At 57.3% G+C, this 21,397-nt stretch carries 22 protein-coding genes and 2 pseudogenes; 18 read left to right on the forward strand and 6 right to left on the reverse strand.

Annotated features, from left to right (window positions below; genetic code table 11):
* Positions 1–33: 33 nt before the first annotated feature.
* The 4 genes from NOX35_RS14550 (at position 34) to NOX35_RS14565 (ending at position 5,013) form a co-directional block, all read left to right on the forward strand.
* Complete coding sequence (locus NOX35_RS14550; RefSeq protein ID WP_256493731.1) at positions 34–1,425, forward strand: PLP-dependent aminotransferase family protein; 1,392 nt, start codon at positions 34–36, stop codon at positions 1,423–1,425.
* A 240-nt stretch (positions 1,426–1,665) separates the two neighbouring features.
* The gene (locus tag NOX35_RS14555; protein ID WP_256496929.1) at positions 1,666–3,324 is read left to right on the forward strand and encodes a diguanylate cyclase; all 1,659 of its coding nucleotides are present in this window, start codon (positions 1,666–1,668) and stop codon (positions 3,322–3,324) included.
* Between the two features lie 119 nt (positions 3,325–3,443).
* A complete protein-coding gene (hchA, locus tag NOX35_RS14560) occupies positions 3,444–4,292 on the forward strand; it encodes a glyoxalase III HchA (RefSeq protein WP_182282989.1) in 849 nt (282 codons plus the stop codon).
* Position 4,293: 1 nt separating this feature from the next.
* Complete coding sequence (locus tag NOX35_RS14565) at positions 4,294–5,013, forward strand: PA1136 family autoinducer-binding transcriptional regulator (protein WP_256493732.1); 720 nt, start codon at positions 4,294–4,296, stop codon at positions 5,011–5,013.
* Positions 5,014–5,129: 116 nt separating this feature from the next.
* Here the strand turns inward: NOX35_RS14565 and blaOXA are convergent, their stop codons facing one another.
* From blaOXA to NOX35_RS14580, 3 genes are all read right to left on the reverse strand, one after another.
* The gene (blaOXA, locus tag NOX35_RS14570; RefSeq protein ID WP_256493733.1) at positions 5,130–5,930 is read right to left on the reverse strand and encodes a class D beta-lactamase; all 801 of its coding nucleotides are present in this window, start codon (positions 5,928–5,930) and stop codon (positions 5,130–5,132) included.
* A gap of 200 nt (positions 5,931–6,130) precedes the next feature.
* A complete protein-coding gene (locus NOX35_RS14575; protein ID WP_182282991.1) occupies positions 6,131–6,547 on the reverse strand; it encodes a VOC family protein in 417 nt (138 codons plus the stop codon).
* A gap of 268 nt (positions 6,548–6,815) precedes the next feature.
* A complete protein-coding gene (locus NOX35_RS14580) occupies positions 6,816–7,337 on the reverse strand; it encodes a DMT family transporter (RefSeq protein ID WP_256493734.1) in 522 nt (173 codons plus the stop codon).
* Between the two features lie 98 nt (positions 7,338–7,435).
* On the opposite strand from NOX35_RS14580, the gene NOX35_RS14585 reads away from it, so the two are divergent.
* From NOX35_RS14585 to NOX35_RS14605, 5 genes and pseudogenes are all read left to right on the forward strand, one after another.
* Complete coding sequence (locus NOX35_RS14585) at positions 7,436–8,359, forward strand: LysR family transcriptional regulator (RefSeq protein ID WP_256493735.1); 924 nt, start codon at positions 7,436–7,438, stop codon at positions 8,357–8,359.
* 128 nt (positions 8,360–8,487) lie between these two features.
* The gene (locus NOX35_RS14590; RefSeq protein ID WP_182282993.1) at positions 8,488–8,829 is read left to right on the forward strand and encodes a hypothetical protein; all 342 of its coding nucleotides are present in this window, start codon (positions 8,488–8,490) and stop codon (positions 8,827–8,829) included.
* A 148-nt stretch (positions 8,830–8,977) separates the two neighbouring features.
* Positions 8,978–9,310, forward strand: a complete 333-nt coding sequence (locus tag NOX35_RS14595; RefSeq protein ID WP_182282994.1) for a hypothetical protein — start codon at positions 8,978–8,980, stop codon at positions 9,308–9,310.
* A 119-nt stretch (positions 9,311–9,429) separates the two neighbouring features.
* A pseudogene (locus NOX35_RS14600) lies at positions 9,430–10,471 on the forward strand (IS481 family transposase).
* Between the two features lie 654 nt (positions 10,472–11,125).
* Entirely contained in the window at positions 11,126–12,718 is a 1,593-nt protein-coding gene (locus NOX35_RS14605) for a glycosyltransferase family 39 protein (RefSeq protein ID WP_256493737.1), read from the forward strand.
* A gap of 76 nt (positions 12,719–12,794) precedes the next feature.
* Here the strand turns inward: NOX35_RS14605 and NOX35_RS14610 are convergent, their stop codons facing one another.
* Complete coding sequence (locus NOX35_RS14610) at positions 12,795–13,271, reverse strand: GNAT family N-acetyltransferase (protein ID WP_256493738.1); 477 nt, start codon at positions 13,269–13,271, stop codon at positions 12,795–12,797.
* A gap of 972 nt (positions 13,272–14,243) precedes the next feature.
* Between NOX35_RS14610 and NOX35_RS14615 the strand changes: the two genes are divergently transcribed.
* The 9 genes and pseudogenes from NOX35_RS14615 to NOX35_RS14655 all read left to right on the forward strand — a co-directional run bounded on the left by NOX35_RS14615 (position 14,244) and on the right by NOX35_RS14655 (position 20,077).
* The gene (locus tag NOX35_RS14615) at positions 14,244–14,924 is read left to right on the forward strand and encodes a hypothetical protein (protein WP_256493739.1); all 681 of its coding nucleotides are present in this window, start codon (positions 14,244–14,246) and stop codon (positions 14,922–14,924) included.
* Positions 14,925–15,154: 230 nt separating this feature from the next.
* Positions 15,155–15,649, forward strand: coding sequence for a MarR family winged helix-turn-helix transcriptional regulator (locus tag NOX35_RS14620; RefSeq protein WP_256493740.1), 495 nt, complete (start codon positions 15,155–15,157; stop codon positions 15,647–15,649).
* Positions 15,646–16,419 carry a DNA alkylation repair protein gene (locus tag NOX35_RS14625; protein WP_256493741.1) on the forward strand — a complete coding sequence of 258 codons (774 nt, stop codon included), beginning with the start codon at positions 15,646–15,648 and terminating at the stop codon, positions 16,417–16,419. The genes NOX35_RS14620 and NOX35_RS14625 overlap by 4 nt, the downstream gene beginning before the upstream one ends.
* Positions 16,420–16,429: 10 nt before the next feature.
* Positions 16,430–16,768 carry a DUF6616 family protein gene (locus NOX35_RS14630; RefSeq protein ID WP_182283000.1) on the forward strand — a complete coding sequence of 113 codons (339 nt, stop codon included), beginning with the start codon at positions 16,430–16,432 and terminating at the stop codon, positions 16,766–16,768.
* 274 nt (positions 16,769–17,042) lie between these two features.
* On the forward strand, positions 17,043–17,462 hold the full coding sequence (locus NOX35_RS14635) for a LexA family protein (RefSeq protein ID WP_371878487.1): 420 nt from the start codon (positions 17,043–17,045) through the stop codon (positions 17,460–17,462).
* A 327-nt stretch (positions 17,463–17,789) separates the two neighbouring features.
* Entirely contained in the window at positions 17,790–18,200 is a 411-nt protein-coding gene (locus NOX35_RS14640) for a hypothetical protein (RefSeq protein ID WP_256493743.1), read from the forward strand.
* Between the two features lie 92 nt (positions 18,201–18,292).
* Positions 18,293–19,402 (forward strand): type I restriction endonuclease, encoded by a 1,110-nt coding sequence (locus tag NOX35_RS14645; protein WP_256493745.1) that lies wholly within the window; start codon positions 18,293–18,295, stop codon positions 19,400–19,402.
* Between the two features lie 14 nt (positions 19,403–19,416).
* Positions 19,417–19,575 (forward strand): annotated as a pseudogene (locus NOX35_RS14650) (Rha family transcriptional regulator); the annotation flags it as partial.
* 139 nt (positions 19,576–19,714) lie between these two features.
* A complete protein-coding gene (locus tag NOX35_RS14655; protein ID WP_232538289.1) occupies positions 19,715–20,077 on the forward strand; it encodes a hypothetical protein in 363 nt (120 codons plus the stop codon).
* Between the two features lie 58 nt (positions 20,078–20,135).
* Here the strand turns inward: NOX35_RS14655 and NOX35_RS14660 are convergent, their stop codons facing one another.
* Positions 20,136–20,570, reverse strand: coding sequence for a hypothetical protein (locus tag NOX35_RS14660; protein WP_182283004.1), 435 nt, complete (start codon positions 20,568–20,570; stop codon positions 20,136–20,138).
* Between the two features lie 134 nt (positions 20,571–20,704).
* On the reverse strand, positions 20,705–21,262 hold the full coding sequence (locus NOX35_RS14665; protein WP_182283005.1) for a DUF1003 domain-containing protein: 558 nt from the start codon (positions 21,260–21,262) through the stop codon (positions 20,705–20,707).
* Positions 21,263–21,397 lie beyond the last annotated feature (135 nt).

Below are 21,397 nucleotides of genomic sequence, written 5' to 3' on the forward strand. Positions count from 1 at the left end.
CAATTTCCATACATTGAGACAAAATGTCTGCGTATGAAAACCATACAAGATGACAGTTTGCCAGTTTGGCTGCCGCGATTGGCCGTGCATGGCGGGCCGCGCTTCTTGCAGATTGCGGATGCCTTGCAGGCGGCAATGGCAGATGGATCCCTGAAGCCGGGTGATCGTCTGCCTCCGCAGCGTCAGCTGGCAGCACAGCTGAACCTCGACCTGACGACGGTCACGCGCGCATACGACGAAGCCAGACGCCGCCATCTGCTTGAGGGCCGCGGCGCGCGAGGTACTTATGTCGCGGCACCGAAAGTTGAACTGACCTCGGTCCTCGACCTGAGCATGAACACGCCCCCCCCGCCCGCTGGCGTGGACTTCGACGATCTGCTGAAGCAAGGCCTTTCTCAGGTGATGATGGGGGCAGACACCGCATTGCTGATGACTTACCACCTGGGCGGAGGAAGCGACTCCGACCGTAAGGCAGGAGCCAGATGGCTGGAGCCGATGTTTGGATCCCTGGATTCAGCGCAGGTTGTTGTCTGCCCGGGCGCGCAAGCGGCAATTGCCGCATTGATCCTGGCGCTGACGAAGCCTGGCGATGTGATATTGGCAGAGCCAGCAAGTTATCCGGGCCTGCGTACTGCAGCAACCCAGTTTGGCCGGTGCATCGTGGCGGTGGAAGCGGACCAGCACGGGATGGTGCCCGAGATGCTGGAGCAGGCCTGCCATCGGCACCAGCCTGGGCTGGTCTACCTCAACCCCACATTGCAGAACCCGACCGCCATCACCATTCCGGAGCGTCGGCGCAAGGAGTTGGCCGGCATCGCGAAGCGCTGCAATGTACGCATCGTTGAAGATGACCCCTACTGGCTGCTTGCCGATGCACCGCCACCACCTATTGCCACGTTTGCCCCGGAACAGGTGTGCTACATCTCGACCCTGTCGAAATGCCTGACCCCCGGTTTGCGTGTCGCCTTCGTGCTCATGCGTGACCAGTTTGAACGCGAACGTTTCCTGGTCGCGCTCAGGTCATTTGCGCTGATGGTCGCTCCTCTGACGGCCGCACTGGCCACACAGTGGATCCTCGACGGTTCGGCTGCTGCGTTGATGGAAGGCGTACGCAAGGAGGCGCGTCTGCGCCACTGGATGGCCAGGGATATTCTTGCGGGGAGGTACAGCGGCACTGGAGACGGCCTGCATGTATGGCTCGAGTTGCCAGGGTATTGGAGCTCCTCACAGCTTGCGCGCGCAGCCGACAGCGAGGGCATCGCAGTCACTCCGGCTGAGGCATTCGCCACCGGCAACAACTCCGTCAATGCCATTCGCATCTCGTTGGGCAGCATCAAGGACCGCGGACGCTTGCAGACGGGCCTTCAAAGGCTGTCTCATCTGCTTGCACGAAGGCCCGAACCGTTCAGCGCTGCGGTGGTATAGATGCCCGGGAAAGACGGTGCACCATTCAGGAGCCCCCTCAATGCGGTCGCATCCAGGCCGGTTCAGCCATTGACTGCTCCAGCTTTTTTCCGCAGAGGACTCATACGGCCGCGACACCTGCTTCACCGATGACCTTTCCTGACTTTTCACTCCAGACGCACTTGTTACCATGCGTTCAAAACAGCTTGGAGGGAGTACGTGGACAAGGCACTACCGCTGCATGCTCAGCACAAACAGTCCATGCTCCCCACCGTGCGCATGGCCACACTAGTCATGGCCGCTGCGTGGCTGACCTTGGTGGCTGGTCTGGGGTGGTGGATGTCAAAGCGAGTCGTGGGTGCAGAGCTGGATCGCCTGGCTGCCAGCGCCGAATACGAAGCCGAGACGACCGCACGCATCATGGATCGGCTGTTCACGGAAATGTTGAGTGTGGCCAATATGGTGGCGCGCCAGGGCTCGGTGATCCAGTTGGCCACCCGGTATCGCGACGATCCGCCAAGTCTGGCCAGGCTCACGCGCCAGCAGCGCGCGGCACAATTCACGCAGGATCCGTTGGTGCGCAAAGTCGGCAACTTCATGCATGAACTCTCCAGCGATCTTCGCTATGCCCGCATCTACATGAACAATATGTCGGACGACACAGTGACTGCCAGCAACTGGGACGAGCCTGACAGCATCGTGGGCATGATCTACTCCGGCCGTCCCTATCTGATTGATGCATTGCGTGACGGCAATGGCCATTCGTTCGGTATCGCCCGGCTGAACAAGACACCGTCCTATTTTGTAGCCAGCCGCATTGAGAACGAAGACGACATGCCTCTGGGCTCCGTCACGGTGAAGTTCGATGCCCCGGAAATAGCGCTCTACCTGACTGGACACCACATTGCACTGATCGTGGATCGCCAGGAAAGAGTGACTACCGCTTCGTCCGCTCCATTCATGCTCCGCAATGCGGCAGGGCTTCTTTCGCCGGGTACTGCGCAGTCTTCCAGCACGCCCTCTTCGCCAGACAATGGAGAAGATCCAGGAATAGCTCTGGATGTGCAGGCCATGGCCAGCTCTGGTCATGCTGATCAGTGGCTCATCGATGGAAAACCCTATCTGCTGCGGCGTGAGCCGCTATCCAAAACACAGTACCAGCTGATCACGATGGCAGCCCTGGATCACCTGCCTGCCATGCGTCGACAGCACTATTGGATCGCAGGGCTGGTTGCGGCGATCGGCCTGCTTTTCATCCTGCTCTGCAGCCACGTGATCGGACAAGTGGTGGTGCGGCGGCAGGACGAGCGGCATGCGGCGAACCATGATGCACTGACCAATCTGCCGAACCGGCGCAATGTGATGGCTCAACTGGATCGGCTATTCGCTTTGGCAGGCCGCACGCAGCAATGGGTCCTGGTGGCCTTCATCGATCTGGATGGGTTCAAGGCGATCAACGATACCTACGGACATGTGGTCGGTGACCAATTCCTTGTCGAAGTCGGCCGGCGCATGTCTGCGGGTCTGCGCAAGAGCGACATGCTGGGGCGGCTAGGTGGTGATGAATTCGTCGTCATCGGACTGATTGCTCCGCCTGACCCCATGGATCAGGACAAGGCTCTTGAAGCCATGCGCAGTCGATTGGCACCGCTGCTGATCGGAACCTATAGATTTGCCGAGTGCAGCTTCGACTATCCAGGAGCGAGCTTTGGCATTGTGAGTGCCGATCCATCCGCCAGCTCTTCGCAGGCTGTGCTCAAGGAGGCTGATCGGTGCATGTATGCGGACAAACAGGCTAGGCGCGCATCGCAAATGCAGTCGGCCCAAAGTGATTCAGCAAGTGATTCAACCGTTGAGACACGCGAATTGCCGGAGCGACGCCAGGCTTCTGCTCCCGACTTTGGCACTGTGCAAGCCTGAAACAGGCCGGGGGCAAAATTCCGGCTTCGCCCGACTCTCATTGACGGAAATCCCTCATTGCCACATGTTTCTTGCCGCCGCATTGTTGTGCACTCCGCAAACTACCCCAGAGGTGCCCCATGGCTGAATCATCGACTTCCGACAAGCAACCGCAACCCGATCCGGCCGAACTCAATGCGTTCTTTCCCTCCTCCTACTCGCTCAGCCAGTTCACGTCGCCCAAGTCCGACCTGAGCGGGGCCGACTACGCGAAAACCTACCAAGGCAGCAAGAAGATCCTGATGATCGGCGCAGACGAGCGCTACCTGCTGACCGATAACGGCAGCTTCTTCTCAACCGGCAACCACCCGGTCGAGACACTGCTGCCCATGTACCACCTTGACAGGGCGGGCTTCGCGTTCGATGTGGCAACGGTGTCGGGAAATCCCGTCAAGTTCGAGTTCTGGGCAATGCCTTCCGAAGACGAGACGGTCAAGGGCTTCTTCAACAAGTACCACTCGCAATTCAAGGAGCCGCTGCGCCTGTCGACGGTGCTTGAGCAAGGGCTGGAGCAGTATGCCGCCATCTTCGTACCCGGTGGGCATGGCGCGCTGATCGGCATCCCCGACAGCCGTGACGTAGGTGCGGTGCTGGAATGGGCTGCGGCCAACAACCGATTCGTCATCTCCCTGTGCCATGGACCTGCGGCCTTCCTCGCGGTTGGTGACAGCGACATCTACCGAGGCTACAAGATCTGCGCCTTCCCCGATGCACTTGATGCGCAGACCCCGGCCATCGGCTACATGCCGGGTCACCTGACCTGGAAGTTCGGCGAAAGGCTCAAGGCCCTGGGCTTCCAGATCGTCAACGACGGCATCTCGGGTGCCGTGCACCGGGACCGCCAGCTGATCACCGGAGACAGCCCTCTGGCTGGCAATGCGCTTGGCAAGCTCGCGGCCGAAACCTTGCTCAAGGAAGTCACGGCCTGAGATGAGCACCGCAATAGTGCAGGCGGCATTCAACGGAGCCCTCGCCATCGAGGGCGCCCGCAGCCTCGCCGCAATCCAGGATACGGTGCGTGCGGTCGGCGCGCCGCTGGGGTACGACCGTTTTGTGCTGTTCTCGGCTTCCAGCGCTCGGGACGATGCGGTGGAGCGCATCTACTGGATCGAAGGCGACTGGTTCGGCACGGGCGCGCCTGTCGATGCTGAAAACTACGTGCGGCACTGCCCGGTGACGCACCATATCCTGGAAACGAACCAGCCCTTTTTCTGGAGCAAGACGAACGGCGCTCAGGGCGAGCGTTACAGCGTCGTCCGCGCGCCGCAGGGCCCGGGTATCCACGGTCTGCAAGTGCCTGTATTCGGCCTCCTGGGGCTGGAAGGCGCGATGAGCCTGGGCGGCGAGCGCATCGATGCCTCGCCACAGGCCCGGCTGGCGCTGGAGCTGATCGCCCAAACCGCATTCCGCACGGCGCGCAGGCTGCTGGAACTGCCCGCGCAAGAGGAGCTCGGCCCCCTATCCGATCGCGAACGTGAGGTGCTCGTATGGACGGCCGCCGGCCGGCGGCAGACGGAGATTGCCGCAACCCTCGGTCTATCCGAACGCACTGTGGAAAACCACCTGCGCCGCATCCGCAAGCGCCTGGGCGTTGCCACGACGGCGCAGGCCATTCGCGTGGCGATCCGCAACGGAGAGATTGTCGCCTGACTATCCATGTCGGCTCACATCTCAAGCGTCCCCATGGAACATGCAAACGGGGGCAGAAACCGGCCGCAAGAGCTCTTCAAGACATGGCTCTGTCGGCTTCTGCTCCCGGTTCAGATCTATGCTGAAGTGGGTAGCGCTTTAATGGAGCGCAGAACATTGCGTGTGATGCTTTGCCGTTTGGCAAGGTCGGCAAGTCTGTTGGGAGTGTCTATGTTCAAGGCGAAGAAGACGGGGCCGCTGGGCCACTCTACCCAGCCCACCCACCAGCCGATTTTTCCGGTCCAGCCCGTTTTTGCACGCAGTATCCAGTCAGGCCCTGCTTCATTGACCATCACGTCCTTCACAAGCCGCTGGTGCTCGACCTGGAAAGGCAATTGATTGCGGTAAAGCCGTTGCAAGAAAGCAATCTGCTCGAAGGATGAGATGGCGAGGTCGCCCTCAACCCAGAATGGCTTGTCGCCAGTGGCGACCGCATTGCCATACCCAATCTTTCGCATATAGGCGGTCTCGCCTGCATCACCGAGTTCCTTGGCGAAGCGCTCATACACCCAGACGGTGGAGTTCCTCATCGCGGAGCGCAGATTCTGGTCCACGTTCCAGGCCTCCACAGGTCGTTTCACACCATCCCATTGAATGAGCTGAAACTCGTCGCGCAGCAACCCTGCATCAAGCGCAAACAGGCTGTGCGGAATCTTGAAGGTAGAGGCTGGCGAGTAACGCCGGCCGGAACGCGACACGTTGTAGACGCGAGTAATTTCAGAGCTATCGCGTGCATCGAGAACAACGATGCTGCCTTGCGCATCGGCTTCTGTGAAGAACCGAGACCACTCGGTCATTTCTTGAGGCTGGGGGCCTGCCGCCGTCACTTGAGCAAACCCTGCGGCCAGGGCGGATAAGAGCAGACTACGTCGATTCATGCGGCTAGTTTAAAGGTCAAACGAACCCGTCCTGAGGTGGCAGGGACAGTGACGATGCCACCTGGTGGCTATGGGAAGCGCCTCTTGCGGGCCGGACAACGACAGCCACAATCGCTTCAATCCACAACCAGAGGCTGTCTTTCGAGCAACCCAATCGGGCATAGCGAGCACTCAGGGAGTTCGGACTGCCGCCTGAGTTGTCAATCGGCGCTCGCAGGCCCTTTAAGTTCAAGCTGATTGCCGTCCGGGTCTTTGCAGTAAATGGACGGGCCCATGCCATCAGCGCCAAAGCGTCGCACCGCCCCATCCGCCTCGAGACCATGGCTCGCCAAATGGGTGAGTATGGCTTGCTCATCAAAAGGCTCGATACGCAGGCAAAAATGATCGACGTTTCTGCGCTCGCTTGAGGCCGCAGCTCCGCCCGCACGGCCTAACGGGCCCTCAACATCCACCAGATCAATCATGGATGCACCAGCTCGCAGGTGAACCATACCCAAATCCTCGCGACGCTTCACCAAGGTACAGCCCAGGACCGCTTGGTAGAAGCGGATGCTGCGCTCCAGGTCGGTGACGCGCAACACGATGTGATCAATGTGCTGAATACTGAATTTGCTCATGGCGATCTCCTGCTCCAGGCATGCACACTCCTAATCGTAGGCACCTGGTGTGATGAAACCCCAGACGTTCGGCGAGCGTCAGGGACATTTTTTTGATAGGAAGGCATGTGTTTGCTTGATCTTGTCAGGCAGCTATGGCACGGGGCCGTCAATGTCCAACCAAGGGCTCGCATTGAGCATTTCGGCGTGAGGCGCTGATTTCCATTTCCTTTCGAGCAGTGCTTAGCGCACTGGCGCCGCGCCAGTGGGTCAATCACTATTTTTGTGCTCAAGCCAAGCCCACGCTGGAGGCGACGGGGATCGCTGTGACGGCAGGTCTGGCTGCTCCTGCTCCCTGGATCAAAAACACCCCGCCAAGAATCAGGAGAACGCCCAGCACACGCATGACGTTGATGGGCTTGGGCTCCAGCCCCATGACACCGAAGTGATCGATCAATACAGCCACGACCATCTGTCCTGCGACCACGGCAACCAGGAATCCGCCGGCACCCAGTTTGGGTATCAGGGCTGCAGCACTGGCGACGTAAACAGCCCCCAGGACACCGCCGATCCAGAACCACCAGGGACCGTGAAACGCATTGCTGAAGTTCGGCATGGGGGCTTTGACCAGAATCAGCATGGGCACCATCACGGCCAGGCTGATCACCAGCGATGTGGTGGCCCCCCAGAAAGGGTGACCAAGAGCACGGCCTACGTTGGCATTTGCAGCGGCCTGAAAAGGCAGGATGGCCCCTGCCAGCAAGGCCATGCCCAGTGAGGCGACCGTCATCAATGCCATCTTGCTGTTCATATCTGCTACTCCTTCAAACCTTTACAAGCAATGTTTGAATGGTCTCGCATACGGATTAATTATGGAAATCGTTTATATGCACGTGTACTATTCTTCGCATGGATGATTTGCGCCGTATCGACCTCAATCTGCTGCTGGCACTTCACGCGTTGCTGACTGAGAAGCACGTGACCAGGGCTGCCATGCGCCTGCACAAGAGCCAACCGGCAGTGAGTCATTCGCTAGCTCAGTTGCGCGAGCATTTCAATGACCCATTGCTGGTGCGCAAGCAGGGAAAGCTGGAGCTGACGGCCCGAGGCAATGCGCTGCTGCAACCGCTCTCGGAGGCTTTGGGCAGCCTCAATACTCTGCTGGGAACGCCTCAGTTCGATCCACTGCAGGCACAGCGACGATTCAGGCTGTCACTGTCCGACTATGCGGCTCGTCTGGTACTTCCGGACCTGATGCGATATGTCCGCAAACATGCGCCCGGCTTTGACTTCGCCATCAGTCAGGCCAGCCGGGATGCCATGCTGGTACAGCTAGCCGATGGTGAATTGGATCTGGCTCTGGGGATCTTTCCCGATCTTGCACAAGACATCCAGGTCGAAACACTGTTCGAAGAGGATTTCATCTGTCTCGCAGACAAGGCCGTCAGTCCGGAAAAAGGAGGACTGTCGCTAGAGGAATGGCTGACGAGCCCTCATGTCATGCTGGCATTGAGGCCGGATGCGAACGACGAGATCGAGCGCGCACTCGCAGCCAAGGGACTTAAAAGGAGGATTGCGGTGGCCTTGCCACACTGGAGCGCTGCGGTTGAATTGCTGCCAGGTACCGATCTGGTTCTGACGATTGCCCGTCGTGCTGTAGGCCCGTTGCGCTCATTCAAGAATCTGCGGCAGTTTGCGCCTCCACGCCAATTGCAATTACCGAAAATGGCATATCAACAGGCTTGGCATGCGCGAAAGCACAATGATCCCGCGTTGGCCTGGCTCAGGCTTGCTGTGATGAACAGCTGCAAACCGAATGCTGGCGAGCAGTGAGTTGCCATAAGTCGCGACTTTTGCGGTCATTTTTCTTCAGTCTCCTGGACGCTGCCGATGACTGCAACGGGTGGCGGATTCAATCGGACAATAGCGGTCCTTTGCTCATTGCAACCTGGTATGTGACGATGAACGCCAAACAATTTGTTGAAAACTGGGTCAAGCTCAAATCAGAACTTCTTTTGTCTTTCATGAATGCTCATGAGGAGTCGGAGGTCGCAGCGAGGATCGAAGCTCTAGAGCTCACGCCCAAGCAGCACGAGCAACTTCGAGCGATTCTGGATTCGGTGCTGAGAGACACCATGTATACCTTGCTGCTGGGACTTGATGGCGCCGCGAGCATTGGAGGTGAGCAACAAACGTATACGCTTCATGATGAGAGCGGCAACCTCATCTCTGATTGCGGTGAACTGGAAGCAGCTGCATGGGAAGCCTTTCACGGGCAGGAACAGGCACCTGAGGGCGATTGACAAACCATGCCCAGAAGGTGGTCTGGGTCATTTGCAGTCCTGAATTCATTAGTGAAGTAGGCGTAACTACGCGCTCTTGGTGCTTGCATCTCTTCAATGTGCTCGACTATGCTGGTTACATTGAGTCACACAGCGCCAGGAGGGAACTTTGCCAAGCATTGAAGTTTTTGAAAAGCTCACTGGTCGCAAATTTTCGGATGCAGAGCTCTTGCATACAAAGGTGCTCTCTTTCCCCGAAGAGGGAAAAAAGAGAGTTGTCTATGGACTGCTGGCCGAGGCTATGGACATTGACTACTCTCAAAAGTCACTTTCTGAGCTTGGCGAGCAAATAAGGCTCGCCCTGTCCAATATTGAGCGCCTTGCACCCAAAGCCTTTGTTGGTCAGAAAATTCGTGTGTACGAGGGCAGCAACCACCTGGACATCATCAATGATGGGGTTGGGAGCATGGGCTGGTTGATTGTGGAAGACCACCTGACTTGATTTGTAGAAGTTCAGACTTGATCTGACAGTGTGCCTTGCCAACAGGTGAGGTTTCCCGTTTTGATAAGGGTACGAATCTTTATCAATCCGGGCGCGCAAGCGCCCAACGGAGAAACCTCATGAATAGTTTCAACCAAACCATCATCCGGCACAAGGTCGGCCTGCTCAACCTGGCCAGCGAGCTGGGCAACATCTCCAAGGCGTGCAAAGTCATGGGCGTCTCCCGTGACACTTTCTACCGCTATCAGCATGCCCACGAAGAAGGCGGCGTCGAGGCCCAGATCCAGACTTCAAGGCGCAAGCCCAATCTCAAGAACCGGGTTGATGACGCCATCGAAGCGACCGTTATTACCTATGCCCTGGAGCAGCCAGCGCATGGACAGTTGCGTGCCAGCAATGAATTACGCCAGCGGGGCATCTTTGCGTCGCCATCCGGTGTACGCATCCATCTGGATGCGCCATCAACTGGCCAGCTTCAAACAGCGTCTGTCAAACCTGGAGGCCGAGGTCGCCAAGACTGGCGCTGTGCTCACCGAAGCCCAGGTGACAGCCTTGGAGAAAAAGCGTGAAGATGAGCTGGCCTGCGGAGAAATCGAAACCGCCCATCCCGGTTATCTGGGTAGCCAGGACACCTTCTATGTGGGCTCGATCAAGGGAGTCGGGCGCATCTACCAGCAGACCTTTGTGGACACCTATTCCAAATGGGCCGCTGCCAAGCTCTACACCACAAAAACGCCGATCACAGGTGCTGATCTGCTCAATGACCGGGTGCTGCCGTTCCTGGCCGAGCAAGGCATGGGGCTGTTGCGAATCTTGACCGACAGGGGCACGGAGTATTGCGGCAAGGCCGAAACGCATGACTACCAACTGTACCTAGCCGTCAATGACATTGAACACACCAAGACCAAGGTGCGTCACCCGCAGACTAATGGCATCTGCGAGCGATTCCACAAGACCATCCTGCAGGAGTTCTACCAGGTGACGTTCAGGCGCAAGATCTACCGGTCCATCGACGAGCTGCAAACGGATCTGGACGACTGGATCAATTACTACAACAGCCAGCGCACGCATCAGGGCAAGATGTGCTGCGGCAGGACGCCGATGCAAACGCTGATGGATGCAAAGGAGGTGTGGGACGACAAGGTAAAAGAGCTGAATTAATCTGACAGCCGTACCGTCCGAAACGGGAGCAACTGTCAGATCAGATCGGAACTTCTACACTTGATTGGTCCTCAACGACCCGGAATTCAGAAGCGCAGCAATCCCTTGTCCGGCTTCTGATGCCTGTTGGCTGTCTGCGCAAACGTCTCCGCGCTATCCTCTGCACCGCTCTGGAGGTCGTTGCTTGCGAAAGAAGTTTTTAACTTAGCGCATCCAATTGATCTGAACTGGCTGAATCAGAAAGGCTCCTAAAGGAGCCTCTTTGCCTAGACAGAAGAACTGTTTAATCCACAGCAACCATTCCCGACGACGCTTTGATGACGGCATATGCGTTGTCGCCCTCCTTGGGCACACGATTTTTTGTATCGCTGAGGCTCACTGATTGACGACCAAAAAATATGTGGAGGCTCGCTGTATCAGATTGACATATCAAGTAAGCACCTTAAGCGCGTGCGCCTTAAGAAATTGATAAGTTGCGAAGCCTAGATTCCAGCCAGCAATAACAGCGGTGAGCTGCCAAGTCCAAGCCCATCACGACCTGTTTAGCCAAAGGAGTCGGTGATGCTGCTAGTAAAGATGCAAAGGTTTGAGGTTGCAGCCAGAAGCAAATGCGCTGCAACCTTTGTTATTTCGCTCTGCGGTCTGATCTAGCCCGTGCAAACCGTCATCCCTCTGGGCGTGAAGGCCTTCAGCCGCAAGATCGACGACACAATCCTTTGCGGTTTAGCAATGGCGCTGTGGCTCTTGGCCCTTGCGTGGATTCGTCCATTGAGCAACCCGGATGAGGGACGCTATGCCGTTATTGCCTTAGATATGCTGCGCACCGGCAATTGGGTGACGCCTCATCTCAACGGGCTTCCCTTCTTTCACAAGCCGCCTCTGTACTACTGGCTTGCAGCCACAGGCTATGAGGTGTTCGGCGTGCACGCATGGGTGGCGCGCCTGCCGTCCATGCTGGGAGCATGGCTGGCGTCGATGAGTCTACTGGCTCTGGCCAGACGCTATGCGAGTACATCGACCACCGTAACCACGGTGATCATCTTCCTCACAATGCCATTTACCTTTCTGGCTGCCCAGTATGCCAATATGGACATGCTACTGGCCGGCTGTATGTGTGCCTGCGCCACATGTGCATTCATTGCCACGATAGAGTTGCAATTTGGCAAATCCTGGCATAGCTGGATCATGGCGGCGGGTGTATTTGCCGGTCTTGGCTTCCTAGCCAAAGGACTCACTGGCCTAGTCTTGCCCGGCTTGGTGTGGTGTATGTGGATTGTCTGGGAGCGTCGCTGGAACCAATTGGTACTGCCCCTGTACCCTCCAGCATGGCTCGCCATACTTGCGATTGCGGGGCCATGGGTATGGTTTGCGCAAAAGCAGCATCCGCAGTTTTTTCATTATTTCTTTGTCACACAGCATTTCCAGCGCTATACCGAAACGGGCTTCAACAACCCGCAATCATGGTGGTTCTATCTGGCAGTGATCACACTGGCATGTCTTCCTTGGACTCTGACTGGAATCTATATGCTGTTCAGGCGGTGGCGGACTCTGCAAGAGTTCATGCCCAAGTCTGACTCACACCCTGCACAAATGAGCCTCGATCGATATATGGTGGTTTGGCTATTGGCTGTGATGGCATTCTTTTCGATTCCCAGCAGCAAGATCGTGGGCTATGTGCTGCCGGCACTCCCACCTCTGGCCTACCTGATCGCTCGCATGTGGCAAACAGCTTTCGCTGGCGGCGAGCTGCATTTACCGCAGCTGACGTCTAAGCTCGCTATCAACATGGGAGTTTCAGCAGCTCTTTGCGCGGCGCTTGCCATCGGCTTCGGCATCAAAGGTGTTCCTCAAAAAGCTCGTTGGGACCGCCTGGCTGCGTTACCGGTGCAACCTGACGATCGAATCATGATGCTCGGACAACTTTACTACGGCGTGCGTTTCTACATGCACACGGACCAGGTCGCTTGGATCGTCGATGACTGGCAAGCAGCCCAAGCATCAAAGTCAGACAACTGGAGGAAAGAACTGCTGGATGCCGCAGATTTCTCTCCAAATAGCGCTAGTCATTTACTCCTGGGAAAGCAAGATGCAAACCATGCTTTGTGCACAACCAAGCACAGGGTATGGGTTGTCGGAGAACCCGAGACAGCAAATCAGATGACTCCATCACTATCCAGCTCTAAACCGATGCTTGAACTGGGCTCTCGCGCTGTTTGGCTCTGGACACCTGACAAGGCAAAGTGTTGATGGCCTGATTCTGGCACTATTGCGACAGCCGCCCCCCCCAAGCTGCCACCTCATCGCACCTGCATGGCGTGTCGGGCTACAACTCATGGCTGTAAACGATAAATCCGCTATGTCTGGCCAACTTGTCGTAGAGCGCGCGGCCGGCTTCATTGGTTGCTTGCGTTTGCCAGTAGACGCGGCTCGCACCAGCCAGCGTGGCTTGCTCGTAGACGTTGTTGATGAGGGCCTTGCCAATTCCGAGCTTGCGCCGTGTGGGGGCGGTGAAAAGATCCTGCAGGTAGCAGACCGGGGCAAGCCTGGTCGTGCTGCGGTGAAACAGGTAATGAGCCAGGCCAACTACCTCTCCTTCATGTTCCGCCACCACCGCAAACACTGGCTCGATGGGATTGAAGAAACGTTCCCAGGTTGTCTCGGTAATTTCTCGGGGCAGTCCGGAAGCTCCGGCCCGTCCGTAGAAAGCGTTGTAGCCGTCCCAGAGCGAGAGCCACTGATCAAAGTCTTTGGGTCGAATGGCTCTTGCCACGACACCAGCTACCACATTATTTTCGGGCATAGGACAGACTTTCTTGGCATGTGCCAGATTGATATTCGATCGTCTTTGCCGGCAGAGCCGGCTCTGCTTGACTCACCGCGGCCGTTCAAGGCCGCCCCCTTTGCCGGCCTCTTAGCAAAAAGTAACCTGCCAAGGCCAAGCTGAAGCCTAATAGCAAGTAGATTGCTCCCGCCGCGGCGGCCCCAAACTCCGGGGTAAAAAGCTCTGCAAGCAAGAGCAAGATCCCGCATATTGCCTTGCAGCTGGTTCCTTCGACATGGATCGCACCGCGAATTAAAATGGCGCTTCCATTCACAATCCCGAACACACCAAGAACCAAGATAAACCCACCAAAGACCATAGCCTCACGACGCATGTCTGACCTTCGAAAATTCTGGTGGAAAAATAATTGCTGCTGAGTGTAGCTGGTAGCCCTAAAGGACAGCTATTGGCCGAATGCAACGGCAGCGCACAAACCCAAAGAGAAATTGATTAACGAAGGAAAATGGCACTTTTTCAGACCTCTGCCAAATTTATTAAGAATCGAGCCAATAATCAGGCTCCCTCCGTAACAACCGAGACCTTGGATGTCACCATTCTGGCTCTTTGCGCTCGCCGTGTTTTTTGGCTACTTGGCCTACGACGCATTTCAGTTTCACCATTCGGCGAATCATCGGGTTTGGGCTGTTCCCCCAGCGTCAGGCAGAGCTGTGAACGCCGCCCCCTTGTCGGTACGAGAGCAAGGGACTTCTCGCTCTCACAAGTACACAGGGGCCGAAGGCATTCCGGGCTTGCACTGGGTCTTCTTGGTGATGGCTTTGGCATGTGCTGCTGCGGGTGCTTATCTCTGGATATTTGATTGAAGCAGTGCTAGTCCACTGCCTCATCTGCAGACAGCCCGCTGCGCCTGGCCCAACTCGCTGCCCCATCCATATTGCCGCTGACACAGCCTTGCGTTAGCCTGCGTGCTCCACTATTGCTCAGGAGCCTGCCATGTCCCCTCGTTTGGTTCTTTCTGCCAGCACCGCCCTCGCGGCGGCCGCACTGATCGTGGGTTGCGGCGCCATGGGGGCGTCGGGCGGCAACCCCATGAGCTTCTTCATTACCAGCACCAACCCAGGCAAGGGCGGCGACCTGGGCGGGCTGGCCGGGGCCGACCGCTACTGCCAGTCGCTGGCCGCCAGCGTGGGCGCAGGCAACAAGACCTGGCGCGCTTACCTGAGCAATGCGGCACTGAACGGACAACCGGCCGTCAATGCGCGCGACCGCATCGGCAACGGACCGTGGCGCAACGCCAAGGGCGTGGTCATTGCCACCAGCGTGGCCGACCTGCACAGCGCCAATGCCAAGGTCGGCAAGGACACCTCACTGACCGAAAAGGGCGAAGTCGTCTCGGGCTTTGGAGATGAGGTCAACCGCCACGACATCCTGACCGGCTCGCGCCCTGACGGCACCCTGGCCTTGCCCGAGCCCGGCAAGGACACCACCTGCGGCAACTGGACCAAGAGCGACGGCGGCTCTGCCATCGTGGGCCACCACGACCACCAAGGCACCAACCCCGACCCTGTGGCCAATGCCTCGTGGAACTCGTCGCACGGCACGCGCGGCTGCAGCGTTGAGCAGCTCCAGCAAAGCGGCAGCGCCGGGCTGATGTACTGCTTTGCCACCAACTGATCGGGATGAAAGTGCGGGCCTCGGCCCGCGCCGGTTGATGACAGGCAAGCGCCGCCCCGGAACGACCCTGATGGTTCAATACCCTACTCTGCCTGGTCATTGAATCAGCGCTCAGCCAGGCCAAAGTCTGCAATCGACAAGCCGGCATCTGTTGAAGTGATGCTTGGCCCACTATTCATGCAGTGATCTCGCTCATATAATTAGCCACCATATTATATTTTGGCTAACTAATGAAGCTTGAACAGAAGTACCAGGCGCTAATTGAAGAAGCGCAAAAACGCAAACTTACCGATGTGGATGGCATCCAGCTGTGTTTTCAAGTGCTGTCTATGGCTGCAAACATCGACCGCGACTGCGCTGCTTTGCTGGCCCCTCATGGTTTGTCTGAGGGGCGCTTTGTGCTGTTGTTCCTTCTCGATGTGGCGCCTGACGGACTCGCACCCAACGCGCTGTCCGAACGGGCTGGCGTGACCCGCGCCACGGTGACCGGCCTCTTAGACGGACTGGAGCGCGAGGGTCTGATTGAACGTCACGCCAACGCCGAAGACCGCCGCGCACTTTGCATTCGACTGTCCTCAAAAGGAAAACAACTTGCCAGTACCGTTATCAATCAGCATGGCCGGTGGATTGCAGGCCTGTTTGGCAACCTGTCTGTAGATGAGCGAAAGCAGCTGGCAGCGTTGCTGGAGAAAGTACGAGGCCCTGAATCGGACGTTGAATCATGAGGGATCAAGTCCGCAAGGGTGCGACGCGCACCGTTGACATTCCTCAGGACGTTCTGCATGCGCTATCGCGCGGGGAGTTGCAATGCGCGACGCTGGCTGAGTGCCTGGCAGTCGACCAAGCCGTACTGGCACGAACACTCTTTCCGGCACTTACGGCTCGCGCACTGAACACGATCGATGAAGCCTGCCAGCTGGGTGTGCTCAAACGCATGGCCCGTATCGGCGCAGTCTTGCTGGAGGACTTGGGTACTGGGGGCATCGCACAATGCCGAACGCACCACGCAGATATGGCACGAGGCTGGGCGTGTTTCATGATCGGTGCGCAGCCTAATGTAGATCTCGGTGTACGGCTGGCCACAATGCGCCCGCTGGCAGATGATGCCCATTTTGGTGTGCGTGAATGGGCTTGGATGGCGATGCGGCCGCACCTGGTGCAAGACCTAGCGACGGCTATCGCTCAGCTGATGCCATGGACACAAGATCCTTCTGACCGTATCCGACGATTCGCGTGCGAGGTTTTGCGTCCCCGCGGGGTGTGGAGCACACATATCTCACAGCTCAAATGCTCGCCCGAGCAAGCGCTGCCTTTGCTCTCAGCTCTGAAGAGCGACCCTTCGGTCTACGTGCAGGACTCGGTCGCCAATTGGCTCAATGATGCCGCCAAGGACCAGCCAGCCTGGGTACGTGACATCTGTGCCCAATGGCTTCAAAGCTCCCAAGCCGCCGCCACACATCGTATATGTCAACGCGCACTGCGCAATCTCAAGTGAAAGTGGAACCATGTCTCATTACCTCGTAGAGCTCTACACCCCCAATTCGGCTTGGCTCGCACTGCCTGCCGACCAAAGGCAACACTTTCTTGGCGGCATCGGACTCGCATTGAATCAACTCTCCAGCCTCGGTGTCGAAGTTCTCTCTCTGGCAGAAACGGACTCCAACATTGACCAGGGAACCGCGCATACATTCCTTGGTATTTGGCGCTTTCCTGACCAGGCCGCTCGTGACGCCCTGCTGGCGGGCATCAAGGCCAGCGGCTGGTACGATTACTTTGACCATGTGAATGCGGCCAGCACTCAAGGGGCTGCGGATATTCACTTGGCTGCTCTAGCCGCCGCGTAGCGCAGTCATTCCGATAATGCCGTTATGCTCTGCAATTCATGCGGCTAGTCATTTTCTAGTGCCTGCTAATGTAATGCCCACTTAATGGCCGCCCGCCACAGTCGCCACTGCGGGCCGGCCAGCCTTCGGCATAGCAGATGCAACTCAACATGGATCCCCGACTCCGCACAGAGCCGGACGCAAGATCGAGTACAAAGCATGCGACATCAACGTGGATTCATGACACCTGATCCTCATCAACCGCTACACTGTACATATGAACAGTCATCGTCTCATGAGTGGTATGCCCGTCCAACTGATCGCGTCCCCGGTTACTTTGCCGCTGGCTGATTGCAGCGCGCGCGCAGGCTCGCCCGCCAATGACTTCGCTGGCAAGCGGCTGGATATTACAGACCTGCTGGTCACGCACTCCAAGGCCACATTTGTGCTGCGTGTGGCCGGTCCGTCCATGCAGGAACACGGCATCGATGACGGTGATATCGTCGTGGTGGACAGGGAGTTGCGCGCTCGTGATGGGAGCATCGTCGTGGCGGTTGTCGAGCGCGAACTCGTCATCAGAGTGCTGGAGGGCGATGGCGACACCTGCAAGCTCAAGGCAGGCGCCCCCACCTACCCCGACACCGTGCCGCAGGAAGGACAGGCTCTGGAAATATGGGGTGTGGTCACCAGTTGCATCAAGCGCTTTGCAAGATAGACACATGCGCACGCCAGCCCAACGCAGGCTGTCGTTGAAATTTGATTAGCCCTCCCCCAAAAAGCACCTGCTAACGCACAAAGGCAATGTAGTTCTTTACACTGCCTTTTTCTTTGCTTTATTACAGTTAGCCAACATCGCACCGCGGGCCGGGGTTAATATCTCGGTAACTAATTTTTACAGATAATGCTCCGCATGCATTTTCTGCTTGCATTGACTGCCGCAGCATTTATGCTGTCAGCCACCGCTACCTCTCCGGCCATAGCGCAGCCCATTTATCGCTGCGGTAATGCCTATTCTCAAGAGGCATGCAAAGGCAGCAAAGTGGTGGAAGACAAAACCACCACCCTGCACAGCGGCCACTCCAGCAGCACCGTTTATCTGTGCAAAGGCCATGGCGGCGGGCTGTTCTGGAGCAGCCATTCATGCGGCCAGCACAACGCCTTTCTGGAACGCACGGAAACCGTACCCTCCGGCCTGCCCTGGGATCAGAAAGTGGCCCATGCCGAATCCCAATGGCGCAAAACCCAGCGCAATACCGCAGCCCCTGCAGTTGTCTATCAAAACCGCCCTGCCCAGCCTGCCGAGCCCGGCAAAAAACAAGTCTGCGATGCGCTGGAAGAACGCGTCAAAGCATTGGACAGCATGGGGCGAGCTGGCAGCCAGTATTACGATCTGGATTGGGTGCGGAGGGAGCGCAAGGTTGCTCGGGATGAGCAGTATCGGCTGAAATGTTGAGACTCGAAATATGCAAGCGCCAAAAGCAATTGGGAAAATCCCATGTAAGCACTTATATATGATGCCCTCACAAACAACTTGAAGGAGGAAATGTGGAGTTCTACGAAAGCCTTAACAACCTTGCCGCAAAAATCCGACAGCAGGGCCAAAACATCTCAACAGAGGAAGCGACAAAAACGGCATTCGTCATGCCTTTTATTCAATCCGTATTGGGGTATGACGTTTTCAATCCTTCCGAAGTTGTTCCAGAATTCATCTGCGATGTAGGTACCAAGAAAGGTGAAAAGATCGACTATGCCATTTTCAAAGATGGTCAAGTCCAAATGCTGATCGAATGCAAAAAGCTCGGTGAGCCACTGAATGTCAACCATGCAAGCCAGCTTTTCCGCTACTTTCACGTAACGACCGCAAGAATCTCTATCCTCACGAATGGACGGGTCTACAAGTTTTTCACAGACCTGGACGCCCCCAACAAAATGGATGAAAAGCCATTTTTGGAGCTTGATCTACTGGATATCGATGAGCACGCGGCACCAGAGCTTCGCAATCTCACGCGCTCCGCATTTGACGTTGACTCCATCATCAGTGCAGCGGGCGAACTGAAATATATCGGTCAGCTCAAACGTGAATTGGCCAATCAGTTCAGCGACCCATGCGAAGAATTTCTTCGATTTTTTACTGCCCGTGTCTATGACGGAGCAATCACTGCGCGTGTGCGTGAACAGTTCCAGCCACTGCTACTTAAAGCAGTCACCCAGTTCACCGGCGATTTGGTCAATGATCGATTGAAGTCAGCTATTACTGGAGTTGCACCACAGACTCTGGTGGCTCAGCCACTTGCTACAGATGATGCTGTGAAGTCGGAGAAATCGACCGACAAGCCACCAGCATCACAAGATGAGGAAGCCGCTCGCATCGCAACGACCCCTGAGGAGATGGAAGGGTTCTTCATTGTGAAATCGATTGTGCGAACAAGCGTCGAGCCAGAACGAATTGGTCACAGGGACACACAGAGCTATTTCGGCATTTTGCTGGATGACAACAACCGCAAGCCCGTTTGTCGCCTCCACTTCAATCGCAGCCAAAAATACCTTGGAATTTTGGATGCGGAAAAAAAGGAAGTGCGCCACCCTCTTAGCAAACTGGACGATATCTACAACTTTTCCACGGAGCTTATAGCTGCGACAAAGCTTGTGGCGTAACGATAGCCACGCTGATGTGGTTCGCGCCATCAAAAGACTCGACGCCCCCTGCCGAATTCACTGAACGCAATTTTGCGTTGAGCGATTTCACTGACTCAACAGGACGCACGCTTCCGGCTCACCGAATCACTCGCGACGGTTTTACGCTGCTGGCCATGGGCTTTACCGGCAAGGAAGCACTGCGCAGGAAGGTCGCCTATATCGACGCCTTTAACCGCATGGAAGCCGCGCTGCACCCGCCTGCAGACTCGCAGCGTAGGGAACTGGCCTTTTTCTCTGGCCGCAGAGGCCGCGGCGCAGGTACACCGCACGGTGTTCAATGCCGTGATGCAGGGCGATGCAGACGAGTGGCAGCACAGCCGCTACTTGCTGAACCTGAACTACGACAGCCAGGGCCGCCCCACCCAGCCCTATGCCAAGCCGATTGCGACGGACCAGATGGTGGTGTCCTTCAGCAGCCTGCCGCAGCGCATTGCCGACGGCGAGATCATCGGCGCGACCGATGCCCAGCTGGCCACGCCGGCAACGGCCTGCACGCAGCGCCTGACCCTGCGCGCCCAGCACCGCGAAAAGCAGGTGGCGCTGCCGGTGTACCCCGACCAGCGCCGGCGCTGTCAGCCAAGCAGCCCCCAGCGCCCGATGAAGGCCTGCTTGCTGCGCATGACGTTCCGATAGTCTGCTCTGAAGCCCGAAGCGCTGTGCCATACAAAAAGCCCCTGGCTGGGGCTTTTGTTCAGGCCTCAGGCGAGGAAGGCCAGAACATCTCTCGCACTTCGGGAGAGTAGTACGGCAATGCGAGTACCGCGCCAAACAGCGCAAAGCCCAAGGCCGATGTCGCGTTCCCCAGGCCGGACAGCACAATCGGCGGGCTGAAGCATGTGACGACCCACGTCGCGGCAGAAGACCACAGGGCAAACCGAGGTGCCCATGCTCTGAACCGCAGCAGCCCATAAAACCCGTAAAAGGAAATGAGGCCGAGCACCACGAGCACCGAAAGCGCCAGCAAGAAGATCCAGTCCGTGGGGCCGACTTCCGACTGCATCAGCAGGCTCTGGGAAAGATCGGTCAGCTCATGAGGCACCAGATCGAAGCCATATTCCGCCAGCATTCCGAATAATGGGATGCCCAGCGAAGCAATCACCAATGCGCGATACGTCGATTTGCCCATACCCACTCCAAGTTGCGATTGGCGAATCGTACTACCGCCCTCCCGCTTTTAGCGACCTGCACCGCGAATGCGCAAGCCCCGTGTTGCACTGGCTAGGCGCAGGCAGCGCCACAGACTACCCAAAACCTGCGCAGTTAAACGGACCGCTGCCCGTCCGCCAGCCGGCGCAGCAGCTGCAGCTGCTCGCTCTGGATGGTGATAAGTTCGCTCCACTGCGTTTTCTGCAGCTCGTCGATTTTTTCGTGCAGCAGCATGATTTCCAGCTCGGCCTTGAGGTTGACTTCGTAGTCGTGCTCTCCGCGAATGCGGTCCTTGTCTGCCTGCCGGTTCTGCGACATGAGAATGATGGGCGCCTGTATGGCCGCCAGCATGGACAGAAACAGGTTCAGCAGAATATAGGGGTACGGGTCGAAGGTGGAGCCGCGCGCCCACAGCAGCAAAGAGTTGAGGCCCACCCAGACCAGCATGGTTGCGCAAAACAGCGCCACAAAGGCCCAGGAGCCGCCAAAGGTGGCGACGGCATCGGCTGCGCGCTGGCCGAAGGTGGGCGGCGTTTGATCCAGCTCCTGATCCACATTGCGCGAAATGTGCTTGCGCCGGGCAATGTGCTGGGCGACCTTGAGCGCTCTGGCGTCCAAGGTATCTGCGGAGGCGCCAAACAGCCTCTTCGCAACGGTATCCGTATTGAGCATGGGACTTCCTTGTCATTCGAAGGATGAAGACATCGTCAGCATGCTACCCAAGCCTGGCGCCTGCCTTGCGCCCTGTCGCGCCGCCGCCACCGTCATGCGGCAACAAGCACAAGCGGGGGAATGCTTGAATATTGA

Source organism: Comamonas sp. C11 (assembly GCF_024496285.1).
GTDB lineage: Bacteria > Pseudomonadota > Gammaproteobacteria > Burkholderiales > Burkholderiaceae_C > Comamonas > Comamonas testosteroni_F.